Raw genomic sequence first — 24,702 nt, forward strand, 5'->3', positions numbered from 1 at the left:
AAAAGTGATTAACAAAAAGCTTGCTCAAGCTATAAGCAAGCTTTTAGATACTTGTTTTCTATTTGCTGCGCTGTAATAGGACGATCCCAGAAGAACCCTTGACCCATCTCACAACCTAAAGTACTCATTACATAAAGTTGTTCTTCACTTTCAATCCCCTCTGCTATGGTATGTAAATTAAAGGTCTTGGCAATCGCAATAATAGCTTCTACAATTGCTCTATCCTCGGCATTTTCTACTATTTCTCTAATAAAAGAAATATCAATTTTTAAATGGTCAAACATAAACTTTTTTAAATATCCAATTGAAGCATATCCTGTGCCAAAATCATCAATAGAAATAGCGAACCCATAGTTCTTAAGTTCTTCAATAATCAATTGAGCAATCCCAATATCCTCCATAACCATCGTCTCTGTAATTTCTAGTACAATATATCGTGGTGGAATACCATAGCTTTCTAAAACCTTTTTAATATTTTTAGCTAAATGAGGATTTTTAAATTGTAGCGCTGATAAATTAACAGATACGGGAACAACATTATAGCCGCGTTCAAGCCATTCCTTTAACTGATGACATACTTTATCTAATACTTTCATCCCTACTTTTTCAATCAAGTTCATCTTCTCTAAAGCACCGATAAAGCTAGCTGGAGAAACGATCTCTCCATTTCTTTTTTTTCTTCTAAGCAGTGCCTCCATACCTACTAAGTTTTCACTAGCTAATTCTACAAAAGGCTGATAATAAACTATAAACTCATCATTTTGTACTGCTAATTGAAGTTCCTTTTCAAAGAAAAAGCTATTTTTCACTTCTTCTTGTATTCCTTTTGTATAAAAGGTATATGTTGTATAACCTAATTCCTTTTTAGCTTTAGCTAAAGCAATTTGTGCTTGTTCAATAACTTGATAACCTAATAGTGAACTATCTGTATAAAGAGATACTCCTGCTCTAAATTCAACGTACATGGAGCTGTTATGAATCTTGATAGGCTCTTCCATAGCTACTTGTAATAGTTGAAGAAATTCCGCCACTTGCTGCTCGCTGCTAATCTCTTGTTGGATAATAGTAAAGCTATTACCACTATATCTAAAGATTTCTTGATGATTATTAAGATGCTCTTTAATACGTTTTCCTACCTCTTTTATAATACGATCACCAATATTCATCCCATATACATTATTAATTTCGCCTACCCCTTTAATGTCAATAATAATAACTGCAAATTGTGTATGATTGCTTTTTGACTTTTTGACTTGTTTCAACGTACTTTCAATAAAAACTTTTTGATTAGGATAATGTGTTAAAGGGTCAAAATAATTTGCCTTATATACCTCTTCCTTTAACTGCTCTGTGTTAGTAATGTCTTTGGATAAACAAACATAATATTCTAGCCCCTTTTCATCCCAGATAGTCGTTAAAGTATTCGCAAGATAGATACGTTTATTTCCTTTCACGAATCGATTGGTGACAAACTCGAAGCGTTCCCCATTATATATAAAGTTTTGTATATGCTGTAAAGTTACATCATCGGATAAATCTATACCTACAAACATACACATATCATCACCTAATACTTTATCCTTATCACTATTGCATGCCAAATAGACCGTTTGATTGGCATAAATAATCTTACCATATTTATCTCCAATAATAACCCAATCTTCAATTTCTCCAATAACTTTCTCTAATATTTCTGCTAAAACAGCTTTATTAACTTCTTGTGTCTGCCCCATACTTCACCTCGCTATACAATCACAACATTAATATTATAATATTTTAAATAATTATAGCATGTTTTATATTAACAGAATAGTTTTTATTATGCTTTAACTAAAAATTTAACGATTAATAAAGGAGGTGTTGTAGTTATATTTACAACCCTCCTTTATTAATCATCAAATCTTTATTTATCATTAAATTTTTTTAATTTATTTTTTACTAAAATAATAATTTCTTGCTTCTCTTTATTAGTCATCAGTTCCATTCCCTCCCACACATGGCTAATGGGATAAATATGAAATTCTCCTTTGTGAATAGCTTCTATAATTTCTTCTCTTAATAGTAAATCCTTAATGTTTTGCTTTGGAATAATGACTCCCTCATTTCCCTTTAGACCTCTTTGTTGACACACTTTAAAAAATCCCTCTATTTTTTCATTAACGCCACCAATAGGCTGTATCTCTCCAAATTGATTAATAGAACCTGTAGTTGCTAAACTTTGCTTAATAGGAAGTTCTGCTAAACTTGATAATACACCATATAACTCCGCACTTGATGCACTATCACCGTCTATCTGTCCATAACTCTGCTCAAAGCAAATATTACAACTTAAAGATAGGGGAATATCTTGAGCAAATTCATACCCCAAAAAACCTGTTATAATATGAATACCTTTGGTATGAATAGCACCACTTAATTCAGCTTGCTTTTCTATATCTACAATACCTTGCTTTCCTCTATAAGTGGTTACTGTAATCTTGATTGGCCTCCCAAAGCTATATTTTAGTACATGATAAACTGCCAAACCATTGACTTGACCTATTCGTTCTCCTTCTGTAGTAATTAAATACGACTCATCTTTAAATTGTTCATCTATTTTTTCTTGTATTTTTAGAGAATAATTATTGTGACTTTTTAGTGCCATTTGTATACACTTATCATCAATAGATTCTTGCGCATATAGGGTTGCCTCTCTTAAGATATCCACTAAACTATCAATGTCACTTGGTAACTTAGTTATAGTTTCCTGCTGTCTATTTCCATATTCTACAAGTTTGAGTATTCCTTCAATCGTTACTTTTGGTAAGTGTTCTTTTCTACACACATAGCTAATGGCGCCTGCTAATTTTTTAATAGTTTCTATATCACTAGATAATTCTGATTCAAAATAAGCATGCACTTTAAACAACTTTTTAAAATCATCATCCGCCTCATATAGCATATGATAAAGTTCTTCGCTTCCTAATAAAACAACCTTAACATTAGCCCAGGTAGCCTCAGGTCTTATAGGATTGGATAATGCAATATTTAACTCTTCATTTCCTTCCACACGTATCTTCTCTGTTTTTAATGCTCTTTTTAAGCTAATCCACATGTTAGGATTCTCAACTAACCTTTGCATATGCAAAACTAAATAACCTCCGTTAGCATAGTGAAGTAGACCTGCTCTTATTTGCGAAAAATCACTATGAACTGTGTTAAGCTCTGTATCAAATAGCAAGCGTCCTGTTAGGTTAAGGTGTGGCCACTCATCATCTACAATTACAGGAGCACCATTTATATTCTCTTGAGAGACAATTAGGTTAAACACATACTTCTTTGTTAATTTATCTATCCCATTCCCCCCCAGCCAAGGAAACATTTCTTTAAGACTATCTTTCTCTTCATCCTCTGTACCACTTATTAATTCCAGATGTCCTAGTAAGTCTTCGGCAATTCCATTAAAATAACTTATAAGCTTTGGAGTATCCCCATACCTCTCTTGTAAATATTTAATTAATCTTCCTATCTCTTGTAATACAATTTCTTGATTAATATCTTTAAAAAGCTGCAGATATTTTTCTTCTTCTTCTTCAATATTCTTATTGATAGATTCAGCCGCTTCATAAAGCTTTTCTAGCTTAGCTTGAATTTGTTCTTTTTCTTCTATCGATAAATTACTATACTCACTTTTTGAAATAGGCTTTCCTTCTTCATCTTTAGGCGTAAAATAGATCCCTTCATTAGTAGTCTTTACCAACATATAATGGCTATCAGCTAGTTCATTCAATGCCATCATTTGCTCACTTTTATACTTTTCAAATGCATCTACTAAAATTTCTCTTTTTTTCTCAGTTTCAGGAGTTTTAAGCTTTTTAGGTAGTTCTTCGATAATAAAAGCTATCATTTCTTGTATATCATCTTTTAATTGCCATGCTACCTCAGCTTTGAGTTCAATTAAACAAGGCTCCTCTGGATTAGAAAAATTATGAACATACCCCATAGCAAGAGGGATACTTTTTTGCTTAGCTACTTTTTGAAGTTCCTCTTTAATTGCTCGTTCTTTTTCCTCACTATCTGCACCACAAATATAAAGATTAAATCCCTTAGCTTCAATCTGAAGTGCTTTTTGAATCATCTGCAGGGCATTTTCCTGACCAATAACTGTCTCACAAGGTTTAACTTCATCTGTTGTAAGAAAAGAAAAATCAGAAGGTTGGTATAAACGTTTTAGTTCATGCCACTTTAGCTCTTTACTGCTGTTCATATAATCCCCCCCTGCTATTACTATATTCATCGGGGCCTATATTATTTCGCACTTATTACATTATTTTATTTTTTTTCTGTAAATTTGACAATTAAGCAAAAATAGAGGGGATATCCCCTCTATTTTCTAAGCTGCTTATTTATTTGCTCTAACTAGTTATCCCAGTAACTTGCTGGTATAAATCCTAAAAGTACTGGTGCGGAAGAACCATTTGGTAACATATACTCAATTGTTTTAGTTTCTCCTGCCTTAATTGTTCCTAACGAAACTGCTTTTGCTGTATTACTATAGATATTACCTACCGTTGGTATATTATAGACACCCATATTCTGCCACTCAATAGCGCCTCTAAACATATCTGCTCTCGGATTAAGGATAATACCTGTATCTTCTTTAGCCGTAATAGTAATATAATAAGACACCCCAAAATTCCCCTTGTTTTGAGCAGGTTCATTAGATAGAGCATCATAACCTTTTACCCATTCTTCTTCTCCTGTCCCAATGAGTAGCTTTTCTGGTATACTTCCGTCTAATACTATCGAATAGTTAATCCCAGTTGTGTCAAAGGTTCCTCTAGGATGTACTTCCTTTAAAAAAAGTTCCATTCCATCCATACTACTAAGAGTACTCCCTGCTGATACTGAAGCAATAGTAAAAGTAACATCTCCTGTTGTGTTAACATCCATTAGCCCAGATATACAACTTCCTTTAATCCATTTTGTACCTGAATCATAAATATATTGCTTTTCGCCTGGAGCTAATGTTATTGTTTCTGTACCACTTCCTGTCAAATAATCATTTAACATCTTTTGACCTAAATATAAAATATCATTTACAGGTCCTCTAATCGTTTTATTACTTAAATTAACTGTAACAGGTACAGCTGTTTTGTTTTCAGCTACTATAACAAGGCGTTTATTACCACCCATAGTACTCATTTCACTAAAATTATTAATATGATGTAATAATATTCTACCTGCCCCTTTTATGCTATCTCTATAAAGAATACCTTCTCTAGATACGACCTCAGGGGAGTCACTCATTAACATGGTACCGGGTACGGTTGTTTTATTTAGTACCTCTATATCTTTATAATCACGATAATTAAATCCTTGGTAATTATCAATAATGTCTCCTACATGTCCCTCTGTAAAACGAAAAGCTAATTCCTTCTTAACTACTTCATCTGTAATATGTACACTTGTTTCTACTAATTCACTTCTATTACCATAAGCATCATCTAATTGGAGACTAATAATGTAAGTTCCTTCTGTAAATAAAGCATCTGGCTTACCTAAAATAGCTTTTGATACAGGTTCACCTTCTTTACGATAAGTCCATTTTTGATTTGTAATAGCTTCCCAATCCTCATTGTTATAAAAGAACTGATAACTAATATCTTCACCTTGTGCATACTCTTTTTTTTCTGTACCTAAATAGGTAATAACTGGGGCTTCATTAGGTAAAATAGTAATTTCTTGATAAGTCCAATCACTCCAAAGCCCATATTGATCTTGCACTTGAAGGCCTATAGTATAAACACCAGCTCTAGGTGTCTTAAACATATTACTTAATTCTTTATTGGTTAGTGTTTTTTCTCCTACTACACTCCATAATTTATCTACTAATTTATGCCCATCGGGATCATAACTAGTACTTGTAGCACTTACAACTTGGCCTGCTACATAGCTAGGCTTTGAAAAGGTAAAGCCTGCTATAGGTTTTGTATTAGGCCCTTTGTCTGGTCCAGTTAATGTAATCATCTTAGTGGCTTTATCATAGGTAATACTTATATTAAAATGATCGCTCATAAATCTAAGTGGCAATAAAGTTGAACCATTTTTTACGATAGGTGGTGCATCTAGATTAACAGCTACCCCATCTACCAGAGCAGTAGTTTGACCAATCGTCACCACAATTTCTTTGCCTTCTTTGGTTACTGTAATGGTTCCCTTTTCCGGCTCCCATTTAAGCTCTGCTTGTAGTACTTGATCTACAATAAATCTAAGCGGCAAATAAGTCCTTCCTTCTATAGCAATAGGTGCGGTGTTTAAAGTATATGGATTGCCATTTACAGTAGCAGTATTCTTATCTAAAGTAAGTACAATCTGATCACCTTTAATGTAGCTTGGTTGTTCTGGTTCTTCACTTGGTAAGCTAGGTTCTTCAGTAGGCTGTGGACTAGCTTCTTGTTCTGGTGTTATTTCCTGTTCTGTTAATACTTCTAACTGATTTTCTTCATTAGTATTTTCAGTTGCAGTAATCGTTTGTGGAACTGTTATAGTCGTTTCTGCTCCCCATACTACATTGTTACTTAACAATAAGCTTACTGCAACTATTAAACAATTTAACTTTCTTTTCATAGCAAACTCCTTTATTTTCTAGTTTTTATCTTGTAACCTTCTTGTTTTCTTTCGCATATTATTTTGGACTTTATTCATTATAGCATAAATCATTAACTTTTTAATTTTTATGCTTGTCTGTTGTGAAACTGTAATCTATCTGTAATACAATAAAGACAAATAAAAAGGGAAGTATCATTCCTTGATATTTAATGTAAGAAATGATATTTCCCTTTAAAATTTATATTGCATAATAATGGCATCTTCAATAGGTTGCTGATAATAATTTTTTCTTATAGCGATTTGATGAAATCCAAACTTTTCATATAATCCTTTAGCAGCCACATTACTGACCCTTGCTTCTAGGTGTACTATTGTCAGCCTTTTTTGCTTAGCTATTTGCAATAATGCTTCTAAAATAGCTTCCCCTATACCTTGCCTTCGATAATCACCATCTACTGCAATATTAGTTATTTCGCCTTCATCCATAACACACCATAGACCACCATAACCTATAATCTGCCCATCTATTTCTGCTATCTGATATTCAGCTAAAGGATTACTTAATTCTTTTGTCAGCGCTTCGAATGACCAAGGTATACTAAAACACGCCTTTGATAAATCGTAAATAGCTTTAACATCCTCTATAGTCATGTTTCTAACATTTACGTTTTTCACGTTCTTCTTTCTCTCTTTCAGCTTGAGATTTACGTAAGTACATAGGAACAAATTCTGAAGCATCTACTACTTCACCCTTTTTAAAATACGTCCCAGCTACTTCTGCTAGAGTACTTGCATGTTGTAGATTTAAAAATGCAGGTGCAAAAAGTGCTCTTTCACCTAGAACTTCTTTGATTTTCTGAGCATAAGTATCAACACCATCACCCAAGAAAATGATTTTGTCCATTTTTTGCTTTAGTTCTTCTAAATGTTCATCCATATCACAAGCCTTATACTCAGTAAGTTTTATAAGTTCCTCTGCTTCCCACTTATACAAGGCTGTATAAACTTGATTTCGTCTAGCATCCATAATAGGACAGATAAGATGCTGGGTATGTGTCATATTATGTGCTATAACATCTAGGGTTGGTATTCCTATAATAGGTAAATCTAAAGCCAACGCTAGTGCTTTTGCAGTTGTCACGCCTATTCTCAATCCGGTAAATGATCCTGGGCCACTTGTTACAGCAACAGCATCTAAAGTCTCTAAATCTATCTCAAGTAATGTTCTCATATGCTCTAGCATAGGCATGATCGTTTGTGAATGAGTCAATTTATCACAAATATAGTACTCCCCTACTAAACGATCTTCTTTAATATAAGCAACACTTCCTGCAATGCCTGATGCATCTATTGCTAACAAATTCATACGCCACCTACCTTATTGTTATTTTTCTATAATCAAAACCTTTTTCTAAGTCTTTCTCTATATCAATCCAAATAGCTTCTTTAGGAATGACATCAGATACATTATTAGCCCATTCCACTAAACATACTCCTTGTCCATAGAAGTAATCCTCATATCCTATCATTTCAAGTTCATCTGGATCTTCTATACGGTACATATCAAAATGATAGAGTGGTTTTTCTCCATCATAAACTTGTACAATAGTAAAAGTAGGGCTTGTAATGGGTTCTGTAATACCTAATCCTTCTGCGAAGCCTTTTGAAAAAACAGTTTTACCTACACCCAAATCTCCTATTAAACAATAAATTGCTCCCTTTTTACTTGCTACTGCTAATTCATAACCAATATCAAAGGTTTGTTTTTCACTATTACTTTCATAAACTGTCATGATTTTTTTCCTCTCTCAACGTGTCACACTTCATCATTTTAATACGGCTTACTTAAACTTTCAACACCTAGCAAGAAATATTAACTAATAAATGATAAGAGAAATATAAAAAGAAGCCACATCAGAAGATTAAATCTCTTCATGTAGCTTCTTTTTGTGTCTGTATTCTTTAACTCAATGACTATCCGCGTATATGGTAACCGAAATGCTTAATAACAGGTTGTAAGCCTTTTACAATAATAATACTTACAACAGATACAACACTACCTTTTAGTAAGTTAAAAGGAATGAAAGAATAAAGAATAAGAGTTCCTTTATCTACTATACCTGAATAAATAGCATTTCCCATACCAATAATAGCATCCATTGGCATAAATAACTTTGCATACATAGGAATTGTAATAAAATAATTCACTATAGCACCTGCTAGAGTCAAGCCAATGATTCCTATACAAATACCTATAGTAATGGTCTTGAAATCCCTTTTTTTCATAACCATCAATGAAAGAGGTAAAATGTAGCCTAAAGACACAACCATATTAGCTAATTCTCCTGCATAAGCCGTATTAGTTTGGAAAAGGACTACTTTCAAAATATTTTTTAAGATAACAATAACGAAACCTGCTAATGGATGAATCGTTAATACCCCAATAATGGCTGGCACTTCACTAAAATCTAGTTCTAAAAAACTAGGGAAAATCATAGGGAGCTTAAGTGCACCAAATTGCATTAACAGCACTGCTATAACTGATAATAGTGCCATCCTCATCATATTTTGTGTGGTAAATAGTTTCTTTTCATTTTGCATATTGATATGCCTCCTAATACTATGTAGTTTTAGCAATAAAAAAGCAACCCATTCTTCTTTTGGGTTGCTATAATTCTTACCATTAAAATACACTTTAATAGGTAGATCTTATAACTCTTCTACCATCCAGACTTTACTGTCGGTCTTGGAATTTCACCAAGTCAGTGCACCATAAGATGCAGTCGCGGACTATCACCGCCGGTAGGGAATTTCACCCTGCCCCGAAGAATTGTGTTACCTTTTATTTACTTGCATAAATATTAACATACTTTTTTTGTTTTTACAAGTTAGGATTTCATGCTTAATGCAATTTTATTTTTAATAGTGTCTACAGATAAAATAGATACCTCGACAATATCTCCTACTTTAACCACTTCTAAAGGATGTTTGATAAATTTATTACTCATTTGAGAAATATGCACTAAACCATCTTGATGCACACCAATATCAATAAATGCACCAAAATCTACAATATTACGTACTGTTCCTTTTAACTTCATACCTTCCTTTAAATCCTTGATTTCTAAGATTTCACTATGAAGAATAGGTTTTGGCATATCTTCGCGAGGATCACGTCCAGGCTTTTCTAATTCTTTAATAATATCTTGTAGCGTAGGTACACCTGTACCTAATTGCTCTGCTAAAATTTCAATATTACCAACTTTCTCATGTAGATTTTTAAAATTTCTGGCTTTTAATTCATCTTTTCCATATCCAACTACTTTAAGTAATTCCTCTGCCACTGCATAAGATTCTGGATGAACTCCTGTAGCATCTAAAAAGTTTTTTCCATTAGTAATACGAAGGAAACCTGCACATTGTTCAAACACTTTAGGACCTAGCCCTTTTACTTTCTTAATCTCACTACGGCTTTTAAAAGCTCCTACTTCTTCTCTATAAGCAATAATATTCTGTGAAACAGTTTTCTTAATGCCTGCTACATATTGCAATAAGGAAGCTGAAGCTGTATTAATATCCACACCTACTTCATTTACTGCACTTTCTACTACGCCACCTAAGGACTCCTCTAGACGTTTTTGATTCATATCATGTTGGTATTGACCCACACCTATTGCTTTAGGATCAATCTTAACGAGTTCAGCCAATGGGTCTTGAAGTCTTCTAGCAATAGATACTGCACTTCTTACGCCTACATCATCATTAGGAAACTCCTCAGTTGCTAAAGCTGATGCAGAATAAACAGATGCACCTGCTTCATTAACAATAACATAATGAATCGTTTCATTTATTTCTTTTAACATATCAGCTACGAACTTTTCTGTTTCTCTAGAAGCAGTACCATTACCAATAGATAAAAGATCAACCTTATATTTTTTAATTAAATCCTTTAATACCACCTTAGCTTCTTCTGTTTTATTTTGAGGTGCTGTAGGAAATACAACTGTCTTATCTAGTTTCTTTCCCGTCTCATCTACAACAGCTATTTTACATCCTGTTCTAAAAGCTGGGTCTATCCCCATTACTTGATGTCCCTTAATAGGGGCTTGCATTAAAAGTTGATAAAGATTTTTCTTAAATACCTCTAATGCACCATCTTCTGCTTTTGCTGTTAGCTCATTTCTAATATCACGTTCAATTGCTGGTGCAATGAGTCTCTTATAACTATCTTGAAGCATTTCTTCTAATAATAGATGCGTTGTACTTTCCTTTATAATGACTTGATGTTCTAAATAAGTCATGATTTCTTCTACTGGTGCTTCTATTTTAACGGTCAGTACCTTTTCTTTTTCTCCTCGATTAATAGCTAAGATACGATGTCCTGGCATATTACTTAACTTTTCATTATAGTCATAGTACATATCATAAACAGTTTGTTCTTTTTCATCTTTAGCTTTAGTCACTATAAGACCTTTGCTAAAAGTTGCTTTTCTAATATATCCTCTTAAGTCTGCACGATCAGATATTTCTTCAGCTAAGATGTCTTTTGCACCTTCTAAGGCCGCCTTCACATCACCTACGCCTTTTTCTTCATCTATATAATCTTTTGCTATAGTCTCAATATCTGATACTTGTTGCATTTTTATCAATTCTGCTAAAGGTTCTAATCCTCTTTCTTTAGCAATTGTGGCTCTTGTACGTTTCTTCGGACGATAAGGTAAATATAAATCTTCTACCTCTGTAGCTGTAGTAGCCATTTCGATAGCTTGTCTTAATTCTACTGTCAGCTTTCCTTGCTCCTCTATACTTTTAAGTACTTGCTCTTTACGTGCTAACAGGTTTTGCAAGTAGGTATAGCGTTCTCCAAATTGACGAAGTATCTCATCATTAAGTCCCCCTGTTAACTCCTTTCTATATCGTGCAATAAAAGGAATTGTGTTTCCTTCATCAATGAGCTTAATCGTATTTTCTACTTGTGTTCTCTTAATTTGCAATTCATCTTGCAAAATCTGTACAATGTTCATTTTAACTATTCTCCTTACTTTTCCTTGTTGTTACCTTATCCTACCATAAAACAATTTTAAAATATAGTCTACTCTATAACATAATGAGACTTAATAGTGCCTATTAAGTCATCTATATTGTTTTCTTCTAATATCACTTCTTCTACTTCTTTGAGCCTACTTTTTCTTATATATAAGGTAAGTTCCATTGCTTCATCTTCTCTTCTAACTTTAATATGACTCTCATGTAATTTAAGTATATAGTAAAATAATTCTACTGCCATGATACTATCAGCATTATACGTTTCAACTTCATCCTGATGTATGATGTACTCTTCAATAGATCCCACTTGTGAATGAGATAACTTAATTTGTATCTCATCCTCTAATAAATCCTTCATTTCTATATAAATTTCACCCTTATCTTTTCTCGTCTTAAATGTAGCATAAATCAAATACATCATTATTTGCTGAAAAAGCTGTTTATCCACCTGATTATAAATTTCTTCTTGCTCGGGATTAAAAATAAGATTTGCATCTGCATATTCTTTAGAATAGGCCTCTACTACATTTTCCACAAGTGCTACAAGGTTATACTTGTTATAAATAACTTCGATATAACCGCCTCGCAATTTATGAATATCTATCATATTTCTTATGATTCTCATTGTCTCATTGCAGTACCTTCTCATTTCTTTTAAATCTTCCATAACTTCTTTTTGATTTCCGAAATCCAATCTTAATAAGTCAGTAGCGCTATTAATCACATTAATAGGTGTTTTTAGCTCATGGGATAAGTTTACAATCATATCACGATAATACGCATTGTCATTAAGGCTGTACTCAGCTTTACTTAAGTTAGTTACCTTTTCTCTCCATGGCTCTTTCCAGCAAGCTAAATAAGCACATTTTAAAATATAATAATACTCCATAGTACCAAGTAATATAAAGGGTGGTAATAATAAGGTATCTTGGCTTATATATTGATAGGACATCATGAAATGGTTGATTACTTTGCAAATTAAAAAAAGGAAAAAGGCCTGATAACTCTTAGATTTATATCTATCTTTATATAAAACAACTATGATTAAGCAGAAAATACCAATAAGTATCATAAGTCCTTCTAAAATCACCTTGCCTCCTATGTAGCTTGTAGATTGCCCTACAATTGGGAATATAAAGCCGGAGAAAGTAACAACACAAAAGCCTAAACTTATTAATATGACACACCCTATTGCACCTATACGCTTAAATAACCATATATAGCAAACACAAATACACCATAAATCCAGTAAGTTTAATTGTATTCTTGCATTTATAGCATTAAAAGGAACATTAATTTCTAATAATAGGGTTACAAATATAAAAATAATGACCATATTCTTATAAATAGCTGTAACAGAAATAATTTTTAATATATTAATCTTGTTCTTTTGTTGATTAGTAATCAAATACGCTCCCATACTAAGAGTCGTTCCTATAATGCCAAATACGAATTGAAAAAAATATATACTACTCGTACTGAAACATACTTTTATCACTACATAAAGTAGAGCAACTGCCAACCATTCAATCATCATTTCCTTATGGGTTTCATTCATTTTTTAACTCCCCTATTGTTACATACCTAAATCGGAAAATTCTACTTCTATTTTCTTTTGTAGGACTTTTTCATCTGCTTTAAGTGCTTTATAGGCTTCTATCTTATTACTATCACAAATTGGTAAGCTAATACTTACTAAAGTTCCTTTATTTTCTGTACTAAGAATCTTAATCTCACCTCTATGTATCTCAATAATTGATTTGACTATAGCTAATCCTAATCCACTTCCCTCTTGTATTCTAGCAAGCCCCGAATCCCCTCGCTCAAAGCGATTAAAAATAGTTTGAAGTTTTTCTTTTGGAATACCAATCCCTGTATCTTTAACACATAAAAAAGCTCTTTGTCTTTTTTCAGTTACATAAACTTGAATACTTCCTTTTTGTTTATTATACTTAATGGCATTCGATATAAGATTAAGCACAACACGTTCTATAGCTTCACAGTCTATATCACAATAAATGGGATGTTTATTCATTTTATATTCTAACGTAATCCCTAGTCGTTCCATATAAGGCTCTATGGATGCAATGATTATTTCTACTAGCTCTGAAAGATTAGTTATTTGAAGACAAATACTAACCTTTCCTTTTTCAATATTATTTAAGTCTAATATGTTTTTACTAAGTTTTGTTAATCTATTACAGTTGTTTGAGATTTTTTCTACATATCTAATATTAGGATAGCAAGTTCCTGATTCTAATTTTATCTTTAGCTGCTGAGCTTTTGCATTAATCTTCTTTACTTCTTTCTCAATAATATTAGCAGATTTAATAAGTAATTGATTTTCAAAATCCTCTTCATCTAATTGTTCTTTCTTGATATCTATACCTTGATCCATTTCTTTCCATACTATAGTCAGTGTGATATGCTCAATAAAATTCAGAATACAAATATAACATATAACAGAAGCTATTTGTCCTACCACAAAACTTATTAAAGATCCGTTTATACTAAATACAATTAATAAGCCATGAGATATCACTTGTAAGGTCATAAATACACACCAATAATACTTAAATATTTGAACATGAGATTTAACCTTATTAATACAAACTATGTTCCCTAATATAAGTATTAATAAACTAAAAACATGTGCAACAATACTAAGACTTTCATATCTATATTGACGCACTAAAAAATCTATTGGTGTATACTCAGAAAATAAATAAATACACATTATGCTAATCAATAACACTTCATATTTTATCCATTTGATCATTTGAACTTTTGATGTAATGAACAATACACAAATAAGAACCCATAGAATCTCAGATAAACTAATAATCCATCTCATTTTTAAATATTTTATATTGTGTTGCCAGTTAACGCCATTATTATATAAATCTAAAGAAATAATCATTGCGAAAATAAGTAAAAAATAACTAATCGCCAAATAGCTTGGTCTAAAGTTTTCTGCTGTATCTAAATTATTCAATGCTACAATTAACATACTTGTAGCAAAGATAATTTTCAAAAAATCGCAAGTATATTTAGTAAGTAATACACTTTGTTCATATGAAATTTGTAATTTTGTAATGCCTATTAAGTAAACAAACCCTACAGCAATAATACTTATAATTTCTAGATTTTTTTTCAAATCTATTCCCCTCTTTATCCTCAAACTATACATCTTATTTATTTCTATAACTGTAATTTTATTATATATTAACATTATTCTTTATTTTTTACAATTTTTATATATTTTTTCTTATACACCTTAATCTATCTATAGGCTCTACCACCACAAAAATATAAAAGGTAATCGCTCTATTCTCTGTATATATTGAGCAATTACCTTTTATACTAATATTTCAATTCTTCATTAATCCAGACTTTAGCACCTTCATTATCTGCTTGTAACATCTGTACCTGCCAATTTTGTTCTAAAGTTCCTAAGTAACTCACCATTTCTCTTCTAAAATCCACTACGTTTTTTACTACTGCAATTAAAGTAGGTCCTGCCCCACTTAAAAATGTTCCTTTTGCTCCATAACATTTAGCTTGTTGTAGTATTTCTTCCATATGTGGAATAAGTGACATACGGTAAGGTTCATGTAAACGGTCTTCCATGGCTAAATCAAGATTATCCATATCACCTGTTAACATTGAAGCTGTTAATAAAGCAGCCCTTGATGCATTAAATACAGCATCTTTTAAACTCACTGTGGTAGGTAATACACCTCTAGCTAATTCTGTAGAAAGTGTAAACTCAGGGATCATAACAGCAAAATGTAAGTTTTCTGCCACTCTAGCCTTAACATATTTCATATCCTTTTCATTCATTGCACCAATAGTCATTCCACCTAATAAAGCAGGAGTTGTATTATCTGGATGTCCCTCTATCTGAGCTGCCATTTGTACTAGTTCTTCTTTTGAAAAGAAGCTATGGCTAACTGCATTAGCAATATGTAGTCCTGCTACAATACATGCAGCGCTACTCCCTAAACCTCTTGTATGAGGAATACTATCTTGTTGAATAATGCGTAGTCCAGGTACTGGTTTCTGAATACTTTTGTAAAAATGACAAATTGTTTTATAAATCAAATTATCTTCATTCGTTGGAATGGCAGGGTTACCATCTTGAATAATAATTTCTAAACCCTCTTTTATTTCCTCTGCATAAACAATGTTATACATAGTTAATGCCATCCCAATACTATCAAATCCCGGTCCCATATTAGCTGTGGTAGCCGGTACTTTTACCTTAATCATCCTCTCACCCATTTCTCTTGTTGATTATCTTTTTTGTATATCAATGGTTCATCCTCTATTAAATGTAAATGTGACAAAAGGAGGGTACTACGCTTTAGTAGCACCTTCCTTTTCTCTTTTACCTTATAATCAAATAATCATTTTTATTTATTTATTTATTAGTCAGCTAAGTTAAAGATGTCATGAATAGCGTTCATTGCTTTGTGCATATCTTTTTTATCAATTAATACTGATATTTTAATTTCAGAAGTAGAAATCATATGGATATTAATATTAGAATTAAACATAGCTTCAAACATTTTAGCTGCAACACCTGAGTTAGATGCCATACCTGCTCCTACAACAGATACTTTAGCTACATTTTCATTATAATCCACACGTTCAATACCCCAACGTTCTTTGTTATCATCAATAACTTTTTGTGCATCAGCCAAGGTTGTCTCTGCTATTGTAAAAGAAATATCCTTTGATTTATCACGACCGATAGATTGTAGAATAATATCTACATTGATTCCTTTTTTAGCTAATGTAGCAAATATATCAAAAGCTTTTCCTGGTGTGTCTTTAATACCAATTAAAGATACACGTGCAATTTCATCATCACCAGCAACACCACTAATTAACATTCTCTCCACTTTACATACCTCCTTGACTACTGTTCCTTCTGCCTTAGTTAAACTTGATCTTACTACTAATTCTACATTATATTTTTTAGCAAGCTCTACAGAGCGATTGTGCAGTACTTTTGCTCCTAATGAAGCTAACTCTAGCATTTCATTATATGTAATTTCATTTAATTTTCTTGCATTTTTAACAACTCTTGGATCAGCTGTATAAACACCATCTACATCTGTATAAATCTCACATTTATCAGCATGAAGTGCTGCTGCTATAGCTACGGCTGTTGTATCTGAACCACCTCTACCAAGTGTTGTAATGTCATCAAAGCGATTAACACCTTGGAAGCCTGTTACAACAACAATATTCTTGAGATCTAATTCCCTTTGAATACGGTCTGGTTTAATTTTCTTAAATCTTGCATTACTATAAATAGATGTGGTTGTCATCCCTACTTGATGTGCATTTAATGACACACATGGATAACCAAGTTCACCAAGAGCCATACACATAAGCGCTACAGATTGCTGCTCACCAGTTGCAAGGAGCATATCCATCTCTCTCTTACTTGGATTTTTACTAATTTCTTTTGCTTTAGCAATTAAATCATCTGTTGTATCTCCTTGAGCGGAAAGTACAACAACGACTTGATTGCCTGCTTTGTAGGTTTCTGCAATTCTTCTAGCCACATTAAAAACTCTTTCAGGGTTAGCCACAGAGCTACCACCAAATTTTTGTACGATTAACACAATGCTTCCTCCTCTAATAATCCTTCTATAATAAGCCTAATCATCCTAAGAATTGATCCATTAAAGTATAACCTTCTTCAATATCAGCACCTGTCGTTGCCGCAAATTCTTCGGTATACTGATTAGCTTTATTAACTATGCCATTACCACTTTCATAAATCATATAGGGAACAGGATCTCCTGTATGTGTTCTTAAACGAAGTGGTGTAGGATGATCTGGCAAAACTAAGATCTTATAAGCTTCACCTGAAGCATCTAAAGCTGCTTTAATAGGCTTTATGATTTTTTCATCAATAAGTTCAATAGCTTTAACCTTATTATCCATTTCATTACGATGGCCACATTCGTCTGGTCCCTCTAAATGTACATAAACATAATCTTTATTATCTTCTATAAGCCATTTAATAGCTGCATCTGCTTTACCTTTATAGTTGGTATGAACATTACCTGTAGCACCTTCTACATCAATAGATGTCATGCCAGCACCAATACCAATCCCCTTAATAAGATCGACAGCTGAAATAACAGCTCCCTCTACATGATATTTTTCTTCAAAAAGTGGTAATCTAGGCTTAATTCCTTCTCCCCAAATCCAAATACTATTTGCTGGACGAAGACCTTTAGCTTTACGTGCTATATTCACTGGATGATCTTTTAAGATATCATAACTTTTTTTCATCAAGTCCCAAATTTCTTCGGCATGATCACCTTGTGGCTTATAGTCTCTAATACATTTTTCTAGAATATCATGTGGCGGTGTAAGCTGAACCTCTCTACTCCCCTTATCCCAAACTAAAAGATGTCTATAACTTACACCAGGATAGAACTTACAAGCTTCATTTCCTAATGCTTCTTCTACTGCTGCTATAAGTTCACTTGCTTCTTCTGTTGTAATTTCATCGGCACTATGGTCTAAAATGATTTTATTTTCATATTCTTCTTCTTCACTTAAGGTCACCACATTGGTTCTAAAAGTAACATCTGACTCTTTTAAGCTTACACCCATGCTTAAAGCCTCTAATGGACTACGTCCAAAATAATACTTTTGTGGATTATAACCTAGTACACTTAAGTTGGCTGTGTCACTACCTTTAGCACAACCTTCTGGAATAGTATGTACCATTCCAATTGTACTTCTTACTGCTATTTCATCAATCGTTGGTGTTTTGGCATATGCAAGTGGTGTAAGTCCATTTAAAGCTTCAATAGGCTCATCTGCCATACCATCCATTAAGATTACTGCGTATTTCAACTCTTTCATCCCCTTATTTTTCAGTGCGTACTTTACTCATAATCGTTAAATCACTTAGTTTACCTAGGCGTTTTGCAAATTCTCCCTCAGTCATTACTTCTGTTATAAAAGCATATTCTCCTGAGAGTGCTTCTACCGGCTGAATCTCTTTAAATGCTTCTTTTACTTTATTTTCAGCTAATCCATCTTCATCTTGTACTCTTATAAAATAGCTTACTTTCACTTCATCTTTATCTTTAAGGTCAATCTTTTCTCTACTCCAAAAAGTAATAATATTGGTACCTGAATGTTTTGCTGCATCTACAATATCAGCTACTACCGCACTAGCTGTTGGTAATTTACCTGCTCCCTTACCATAGAACATCACATCACCAATAACATTACCTTTAACAAAAATAGCATTGAACACATCATTCACCATAGCAAGTGGATGTTCCTTTGAAATCATCATAGGCGATACCCTTGCAAATACACTACCATCTTGTTTTTGACAAGTTGCCAAAAGCTTAATCACACAGTTCATTTTTTCTGCATAAATCATATCTTCACTACTAATTTGTGTAATGCCTTCTGTTGGAATATCTTCAAAGCTTACATGTTCACCAAAGGCAAGAGATGCTAAAATAGCAATCTTACGACAAGCATCGTATCCTTCTACATCTGCTGCTGGATTTTTTTCTGCATAACCAAGTTCTTGGGCTTCCTTTAATACCGATTCAAAGCTTCTACCTTCATTCTTCATTTTTGTTAAAATAAAGTTTGTTGTTCCATTTAAAATCCCTGTAATTTCATATATCTCATCTGCTGTTAAACTTTGGTTAAGGGGTCTAATAATAGGAATACCACCACCTACACTCGCTTCAAATAAAAAATTCACCTTATTCTTTCTAGCAATTTCTAAAAGCTCGGCCCCATGAAGCGCTACTAACTCTTTATTGGAAGTCACATAACTTTTTCCTTTTAAAAGACTGGATTTCGCAAAGGTATACGCTGGTTCTACTCCTCCCATAGCCTCTGCTACAATCTCAATCTCATCATCTTCTAAGATTGTACTAAAATCATGAACAATCAATTCATTAATGGCTTCTCCTGGAAATTCTCTTAAATCTAATACATATTTGATATCGATAGCTTTTCCTGCTCTTTTTTCGATACTCTCTTTATTAGAATTAATAACTTCTACAACGCCACTCCCTACGGTTCCATAACCTAATAAAGCTATCTTCATTGCTTTCCCTCCCATTTATTTTCTAGTTTACTCTAGAGCTACTCTCTTGCTAATATTTGTATCTCTTTAACGCCATTTAGGTTTCCTAACCCACGAAGTAAATCATCAATTGTCATATTCATTCCGGCTGTTTGGATACATAGATTAATGATGGCAATACCATTCATTGGTAACATTTGATTAATCGTAAGGACATTTCCTCCTGCACCAGCAATATAGTTGAGGACATCTGAGAGCCTTCCTGCTTCATCTTGTAAATGAATAAGTACAGTAATTGCCTCACTTTTTCCTTTGTCATAAAATGGAAAAATGGCATCCTTATATTTATAGAAAGAGCTTCTGCTAATACCTATTTGCTCAGTAGCTTCTTGCACAGTTAACATTTTATCATTCTCTAATAAGTTTTTAACTTCTACTACCTTCAGAAAAACCTCTGGCAATACACTACGGTTAATCACATAAAAAGGATGCTTTTCTTTCATACTATTCTCCTTGTTTGCTTCTCGTGAACATTTGTTTATTTGCTACACACTATATCATACACTTTTAGTATTTACAATATAAAACTTAACTTTTATAAAATATTATATATATTTGCATAATAATTAAGATGATTTCATAAAAATTTATATCTTTTTTTATAGAAAAAACAGACAAGCCTCTTGACTTGTCTGTTTATGTCTATTTTAGTAAGTTTCGTTTAATCCTTGAGCATAGTAATTTTGGATACAATTATAAACTGCCGTTGCATATTTTTGTTCAAAACCAGCTGATAGCATCATTTGCCTATCTGATTCATTTGTTAAAAATCCTATTTCAATTAAGATAGCTGGATAATTCGTATATCTTGTTACAACAAAGGTATTATCTTTAACACCACGATTTCTTGTACCAAAAGTATTAATCAGGGCTTTTTGTACCATTTCTGCAAATATCTTATTTCGTGTATCTGCTTTAGCAGTATAATAAGTTTCTGTTCCACTAGCACTTGCATTATTATTTACAGAATTAACATGTATACTTATAAACAAATCTGGCTGAATTTCATTAGCTACTACTGCACGCTCCATAGGTGTTAAGAAGGTATCCCCCTCTCGAATCATATATACCTTAATACTTGAATCATTGGCAATTTCTTTTTGAAGCTGCAAAGCTAAACGTAATGTAATATCCTTTTCTTGAAGTGAGCCATAGGTTGTCCCTGGATCATCTTTGCCATGTCCCGCATCTACTACTACAATTTTACCGTACTTCTCTTTTGGCTTTACACATTGTAAGTAAATTTTATTATCATATTCATAGACATTTAAAGCTTTAATAGTGGCTGTTGTTAAAGTAATTTCAGTACTACTTGATTGTTTAACCTCTATTTTTTTTACTGCACTATTCGTATCTTCCCATATCCCAGCCTCATAAAAATCTATGTAGGCTGTTGGTAAAGTGATTTTAATTTGTCTTTGTATGTAATTATCTTGCACCGTGATACTCTCCACTGTTAAACCTGGGGCTTTTTCTAAGATAAGTGCATTTAAACTTGAATCATAAGTCATATTCTTAAAACTTAAATTTGGCTCTGGTGTTTCTTCTGGTAACTCTTCTGATGTTCCTTCTTCTGGCATCTCACTCTCTTCAGGTGGTACAACTACAGGTGGCGCCACGACTATGGGCTCTTCTATCATAATGGTTTTTGTTGCATCTATCCACTGTACCTTAAAACCTAAGGCTTCACTAATAAAGCGTAGTGGGATCATTACCTTGTCATTAATAAGTTTCGCTGGCATATTAGCCACTTTAATTTCACCATCTACCCAAACTTCTGTACTATCAATGGTTAAAACAATAAGTTGTTCACCTTTTGTAATATAAACACTTTTTTCTGCAGACTTCCAAAGTACTTCTGCTCCCATCTTCGCAAATACTTCTCTGGCTGGCACTAAAGTATTTCCTTCTATTTGTATAGGAGGCATCACTGTTGTAATCGTTAATTCGCCATTAATATAGAGAGAAATAGGAACTAATTCATATAAATGTGTTTCTCCATCATAAATAAGTTGCATTTTTTCTGCATATACTACTTGATATGACAAGCATATCATAATTGCTATTAAGAACGCTGTCATCCATTTACGTTTCATTATTTCTTCTACCCCCATAGTTGTATTTTTCATTATTTATATTATAACAGAAATTTACACTTTCACCATAAAAGATAGCTATTATTTTATTTTTCATGTTAAATTTTAATTTTTTAGGATAAGACAAGCTTAGTTTGCAAAAGCTTTATATAGTGAATACATTAAAAAATTATGGTGGTGTAAAATATGAAAAAGAAATCTTTTGCTATCGCACTTTGTACAGTTATGTGTATGGGCATACTTGCTGGTTGCGGAAATTCAAATCAAACAACTGAGTCTACATCAAAATTCCAAATGTTAGATACTGACCTTAAAGTAGGTATGGTTACTGATGCCGGTACTATTGATGACCGTTCTTTCAACCAAGGTACTTGGGAAGGCATCAAATACACAGTTAAAAATTCAAAATATCTTAGACCGGCTGGTGTAACAGATGCTGATTATGAAGCTAGTATTGCAAACCTTTATGATGGTGGCTTCAAATTTATCGTTACACCAGGCTTCAAAATCGAAAGAGCTATTGCAATTTCTCAAGAAAAATATCCAGATGCAAAATTTGTTATCTTAGATGGGTCCCCTAGAGATGCTGAAGGTAATATTGTAGTAGGAGATAATACTGTATCAATCCTTTTTGCTGAACACGAAGCAGGTTTCTTAGCAGGTGTTGCTGCTGCAGTACAAATGAAAGAATCTGAATTCGGCTTTATTGGGGGTATGCAAGCTCCAGCGGTTGAAAAATTCAACTGGGGTTTCCAACAAGGTGTTAAATACGCTAATGAAAATTTAGGAACAAACATTTCTATTAAAGAAGACAATGTGATTTATCAAGGTTCTTTCGATGATAAAGCAGGTGGACAACAAATCGCTGCTCAAATGTATGATCGAGGTGTAAAAGTAATCTTTACTGCTGCAGGTGGTACTGGTGTAGGTGTTATCACTGAAGCTAAAAGTAGGGCAACAAAAGGTGATACATCTGTATTCGTTATTGGTGTAGATAGTGACCAATACAAAGATGGTGTTTATGACACTGCAAACAATGGATCTATTATTCTTACTTCAGCTATGAAATATATTGACCAAGCGACTCATGACATCATCAAATCAGAGGTTGAAGGTCAATTTCCAGGTGGTCAAACACTTACTTTCTCTGTTCAAAATGATGGTGTAGGTATTCCAGCTGAAAATCCTAATTTTAGTGAAGATACTATGAAAACAGTAAACGATGTATACACTAAAATTAAAACAGGCGAAATCACTGTCATGGACTCAAATGATGGTTCTCTTATTAAATAGTTTTTAGCTTTTATACAGAATAGATTTACTTTTATGTTAACTTTTATTTTCAGAATAGGACAAGCTTCGTTTGCAAACTTTTTGTATATCATTCTGCTAAGTATTACCAATAATTATGTTCTTTATTATGAATTTTTTTAATAAAACAATATAAATATCAAGCATTGTAATTACTATCCAAATTGACTATTATATATAGGATGTACTCATTTATGTAAACATTGTTGGGGCACATACATGAGCACATTAAAAAATTATTGGTGGTGTAAAACATGAAAAAGAAATTTTTTGCTATCGCACTTTGTACAGTTATGTCTATGGGCATACTTGCTGGTTGCGGAAATTCAAATCAAACAACTGAGTCTACATCAAAATTCCAAATGTTAGATACTGACCTTAAAGTAGGTATGGTTACTGATGCCGGTACTATTGATGACCGTTCTTTCAACCAAGGTACTTGGGAAGGAATCAAAGACACCGTTAAAAATTCAAAATATCTTAAACCGGCTGGCGTAACAGATGCTGATTATGAAACTGGTATTGCTAACCTTTATGATGGTGACTTTAAATTCATCGTTACACCAGGTTACAAATTTGAAAGAGCTGTGGCTACTTCTCAAGAAAAATATCCAGATGCAAAATTTGTTATCTTAGATGGTTCTCCTAGAGATGCCGACGGAAATACTGTAGTAGCTGATAATACTGTTGCTATCTACTTTGCTGAACATGAATCAGGTTTCTTAGCAGGTGTTGCTGCTGCAGTACAAATGAAAGAATCTGAATTCGGCTTCATTGGGGGCATGCAGCTTCCAGCGGTTGAAAAATTCAACTGGGGTTTCCAACAAGGTGTTAAATACGCTAACGAAAATTTAGGAACAAACATTTCTATTAAAGAAGAAAACGTGATTTACCAAGGTTCTTTTGATGACAAAGCAGGTGGCCAACAAATTGCTGCTCAAATGTATGATCGAGGTGTAAAAGTAATCTTTACTGCTGCAGGCGGTACTGGTGTAGGTGCTATCACTGAAGCTAAAAGTAGAGCAGCAAAAGGTGATACATCTGTATTCGTTATTGGTGTAGATAGTGACCAATACAAAGATGGTGTTTATGACACTGCAAACAATGCATCTGTTATTCTTACTTCAGCTATGAAATATATCGATCAAGCAACTTATGACATGATTAAAGCAGAGGTTGAAGGTCAATTTCCAGGTGGTGAAACACTTACTTTCTCTGTTCAAAATGATGGTGTAGGTATTCCAGCTGAAAATCCTAATTTAAGTGAAGATACCATTAAAACGGTAAATGATGTATACTCTAAAATTAAAGCAGGTGAAGTTACTGTCATAGACACAAATGACGGCTCTCTTATTAAATAATTTTAGGTACTGACAACTTACAATCAATTGGGATTCCATGTAACTTACAGCTATGACGTAAGGAAAAAGACGGAGCTTCCGTCTTTTTTTTATAAACCCTTATAAATCAGTGGTATTGTTACATAATATAATAAAGGAG

At 33.0% G+C, this 24,702-nt stretch carries 18 protein-coding genes and 1 riboswitch; of the genes, 2 read left to right on the forward strand and 16 right to left on the reverse strand.

From position 1 onward, the window contains the following. Nucleotides 1–29: 29 nt before the first annotated feature. The 16 genes from QTL86_RS09540 to QTL86_RS09615 all read right to left on the reverse strand — a co-directional run bounded on the left by QTL86_RS09540 (nt 30) and on the right by QTL86_RS09615 (nt 21,924). Nucleotides 30–1,733, reverse strand: coding sequence for an EAL domain-containing protein (locus tag QTL86_RS09540; RefSeq protein ID WP_410497070.1), 1,704 nt, complete (start codon nt 1,731–1,733; stop codon nt 30–32). 170 nt (nt 1,734–1,903) lie between these two features. Continuing rightward, nucleotides 1,904–4,246: an ATP-binding protein gene (locus QTL86_RS09545; protein WP_190283575.1), complete on the reverse strand. Its 2,343-nt coding sequence runs from the start codon at nt 4,244–4,246 to the stop codon at nt 1,904–1,906. Between the two features lie 152 nt (nt 4,247–4,398). After that, nucleotides 4,399–6,609, reverse strand: coding sequence for a copper amine oxidase N-terminal domain-containing protein (locus QTL86_RS09550; protein ID WP_410497071.1), 2,211 nt, complete (start codon nt 6,607–6,609; stop codon nt 4,399–4,401). Between the two features lie 213 nt (nt 6,610–6,822). Further along, on the reverse strand, nt 6,823–7,266 hold the full coding sequence (gene rimI / locus QTL86_RS09555; protein ID WP_410497072.1) for a ribosomal protein S18-alanine N-acetyltransferase: 444 nt from the start codon (nt 7,264–7,266) through the stop codon (nt 6,823–6,825). After that, the gene (tsaB, locus tag QTL86_RS09560; RefSeq protein ID WP_127066274.1) at nt 7,247–7,957 is read right to left on the reverse strand and encodes a tRNA (adenosine(37)-N6)-threonylcarbamoyltransferase complex dimerization subunit type 1 TsaB; all 711 of its coding nucleotides are present in this window, start codon (nt 7,955–7,957) and stop codon (nt 7,247–7,249) included. Before tsaB ends, rimI begins: the two co-directional genes overlap by 20 nt. A 7-nt stretch (nt 7,958–7,964) precedes the next feature. After that, nucleotides 7,965–8,384: a tRNA (adenosine(37)-N6)-threonylcarbamoyltransferase complex ATPase subunit type 1 TsaE gene (gene tsaE / locus QTL86_RS09565; protein WP_127066273.1), complete on the reverse strand. Its 420-nt coding sequence runs from the start codon at nt 8,382–8,384 to the stop codon at nt 7,965–7,967. A gap of 181 nt (nt 8,385–8,565) precedes the next feature. Beyond that, a complete protein-coding gene (locus tag QTL86_RS09570) occupies nt 8,566–9,192 on the reverse strand; it encodes an ECF transporter S component (protein ID WP_127066272.1) in 627 nt (208 codons plus the stop codon). 110 nt (nt 9,193–9,302) lie between these two features. Next, nucleotides 9,303–9,425, reverse strand: a riboswitch (FMN riboswitch). A 54-nt stretch (nt 9,426–9,479) separates the two neighbouring features. Next, the gene (locus QTL86_RS09575) at nt 9,480–11,615 is read right to left on the reverse strand and encodes a Tex family protein (protein ID WP_127066271.1); all 2,136 of its coding nucleotides are present in this window, start codon (nt 11,613–11,615) and stop codon (nt 9,480–9,482) included. 68 nt (nt 11,616–11,683) lie between these two features. Further along, nucleotides 11,684–13,195 carry a sensor histidine kinase gene (locus tag QTL86_RS09580; protein WP_127066270.1) on the reverse strand — a complete coding sequence of 504 codons (1,512 nt, stop codon included), beginning with the start codon at nt 13,193–13,195 and terminating at the stop codon, nt 11,684–11,686. Nucleotides 13,196–13,213: 18 nt separating this feature from the next. Beyond that, nucleotides 13,214–14,794, reverse strand: a complete 1,581-nt coding sequence (locus QTL86_RS09585; RefSeq protein ID WP_190283574.1) for an ATP-binding protein — start codon at nt 14,792–14,794, stop codon at nt 13,214–13,216. 206 nt (nt 14,795–15,000) lie between these two features. Further along, nucleotides 15,001–15,909: a homoserine kinase gene (gene thrB / locus QTL86_RS09590; RefSeq protein ID WP_127066268.1), complete on the reverse strand. Its 909-nt coding sequence runs from the start codon at nt 15,907–15,909 to the stop codon at nt 15,001–15,003. A 158-nt stretch (nt 15,910–16,067) separates the two neighbouring features. Next, entirely contained in the window at nt 16,068–17,276 is a 1,209-nt protein-coding gene (locus QTL86_RS09595; protein ID WP_127066267.1) for an aspartate kinase, read from the reverse strand. A gap of 40 nt (nt 17,277–17,316) precedes the next feature. Next, nucleotides 17,317–18,528, reverse strand: coding sequence for a cofactor-independent phosphoglycerate mutase (locus QTL86_RS09600; protein WP_127066266.1), 1,212 nt, complete (start codon nt 18,526–18,528; stop codon nt 17,317–17,319). Nucleotides 18,529–18,541: 13 nt separating this feature from the next. After that, nucleotides 18,542–19,756, reverse strand: coding sequence for a homoserine dehydrogenase (locus QTL86_RS09605; protein ID WP_127066265.1), 1,215 nt, complete (start codon nt 19,754–19,756; stop codon nt 18,542–18,544). Nucleotides 19,757–19,794: 38 nt separating this feature from the next. Then, entirely contained in the window at nt 19,795–20,238 is a 444-nt protein-coding gene (locus tag QTL86_RS09610; protein ID WP_013656632.1) for an ACT domain-containing protein, read from the reverse strand. A 204-nt stretch (nt 20,239–20,442) separates the two neighbouring features. Further along, nucleotides 20,443–21,924: an N-acetylmuramoyl-L-alanine amidase gene (locus QTL86_RS09615; RefSeq protein WP_127066264.1), complete on the reverse strand. Its 1,482-nt coding sequence runs from the start codon at nt 21,922–21,924 to the stop codon at nt 20,443–20,445. A gap of 153 nt (nt 21,925–22,077) precedes the next feature. Between QTL86_RS09615 and QTL86_RS09620 the strand changes: the two genes are divergently transcribed. Beyond that, complete coding sequence (locus tag QTL86_RS09620; protein WP_410497073.1) at nt 22,078–23,184, forward strand: BMP family lipoprotein; 1,107 nt, start codon at nt 22,078–22,080, stop codon at nt 23,182–23,184. A gap of 272 nt (nt 23,185–23,456) precedes the next feature. Then, on the forward strand, nt 23,457–24,563 hold the full coding sequence (locus QTL86_RS09625) for a BMP family lipoprotein (protein WP_410497074.1): 1,107 nt from the start codon (nt 23,457–23,459) through the stop codon (nt 24,561–24,563). Nucleotides 24,564–24,702 lie beyond the last annotated feature (139 nt).

The organism is Cellulosilyticum sp. ST5 (genome assembly GCF_046529625.1).
In the GTDB taxonomy this organism is placed as follows: Bacteria; Bacillota; Clostridia; order Lachnospirales; family Cellulosilyticaceae; genus Cellulosilyticum; species Cellulosilyticum lentocellum.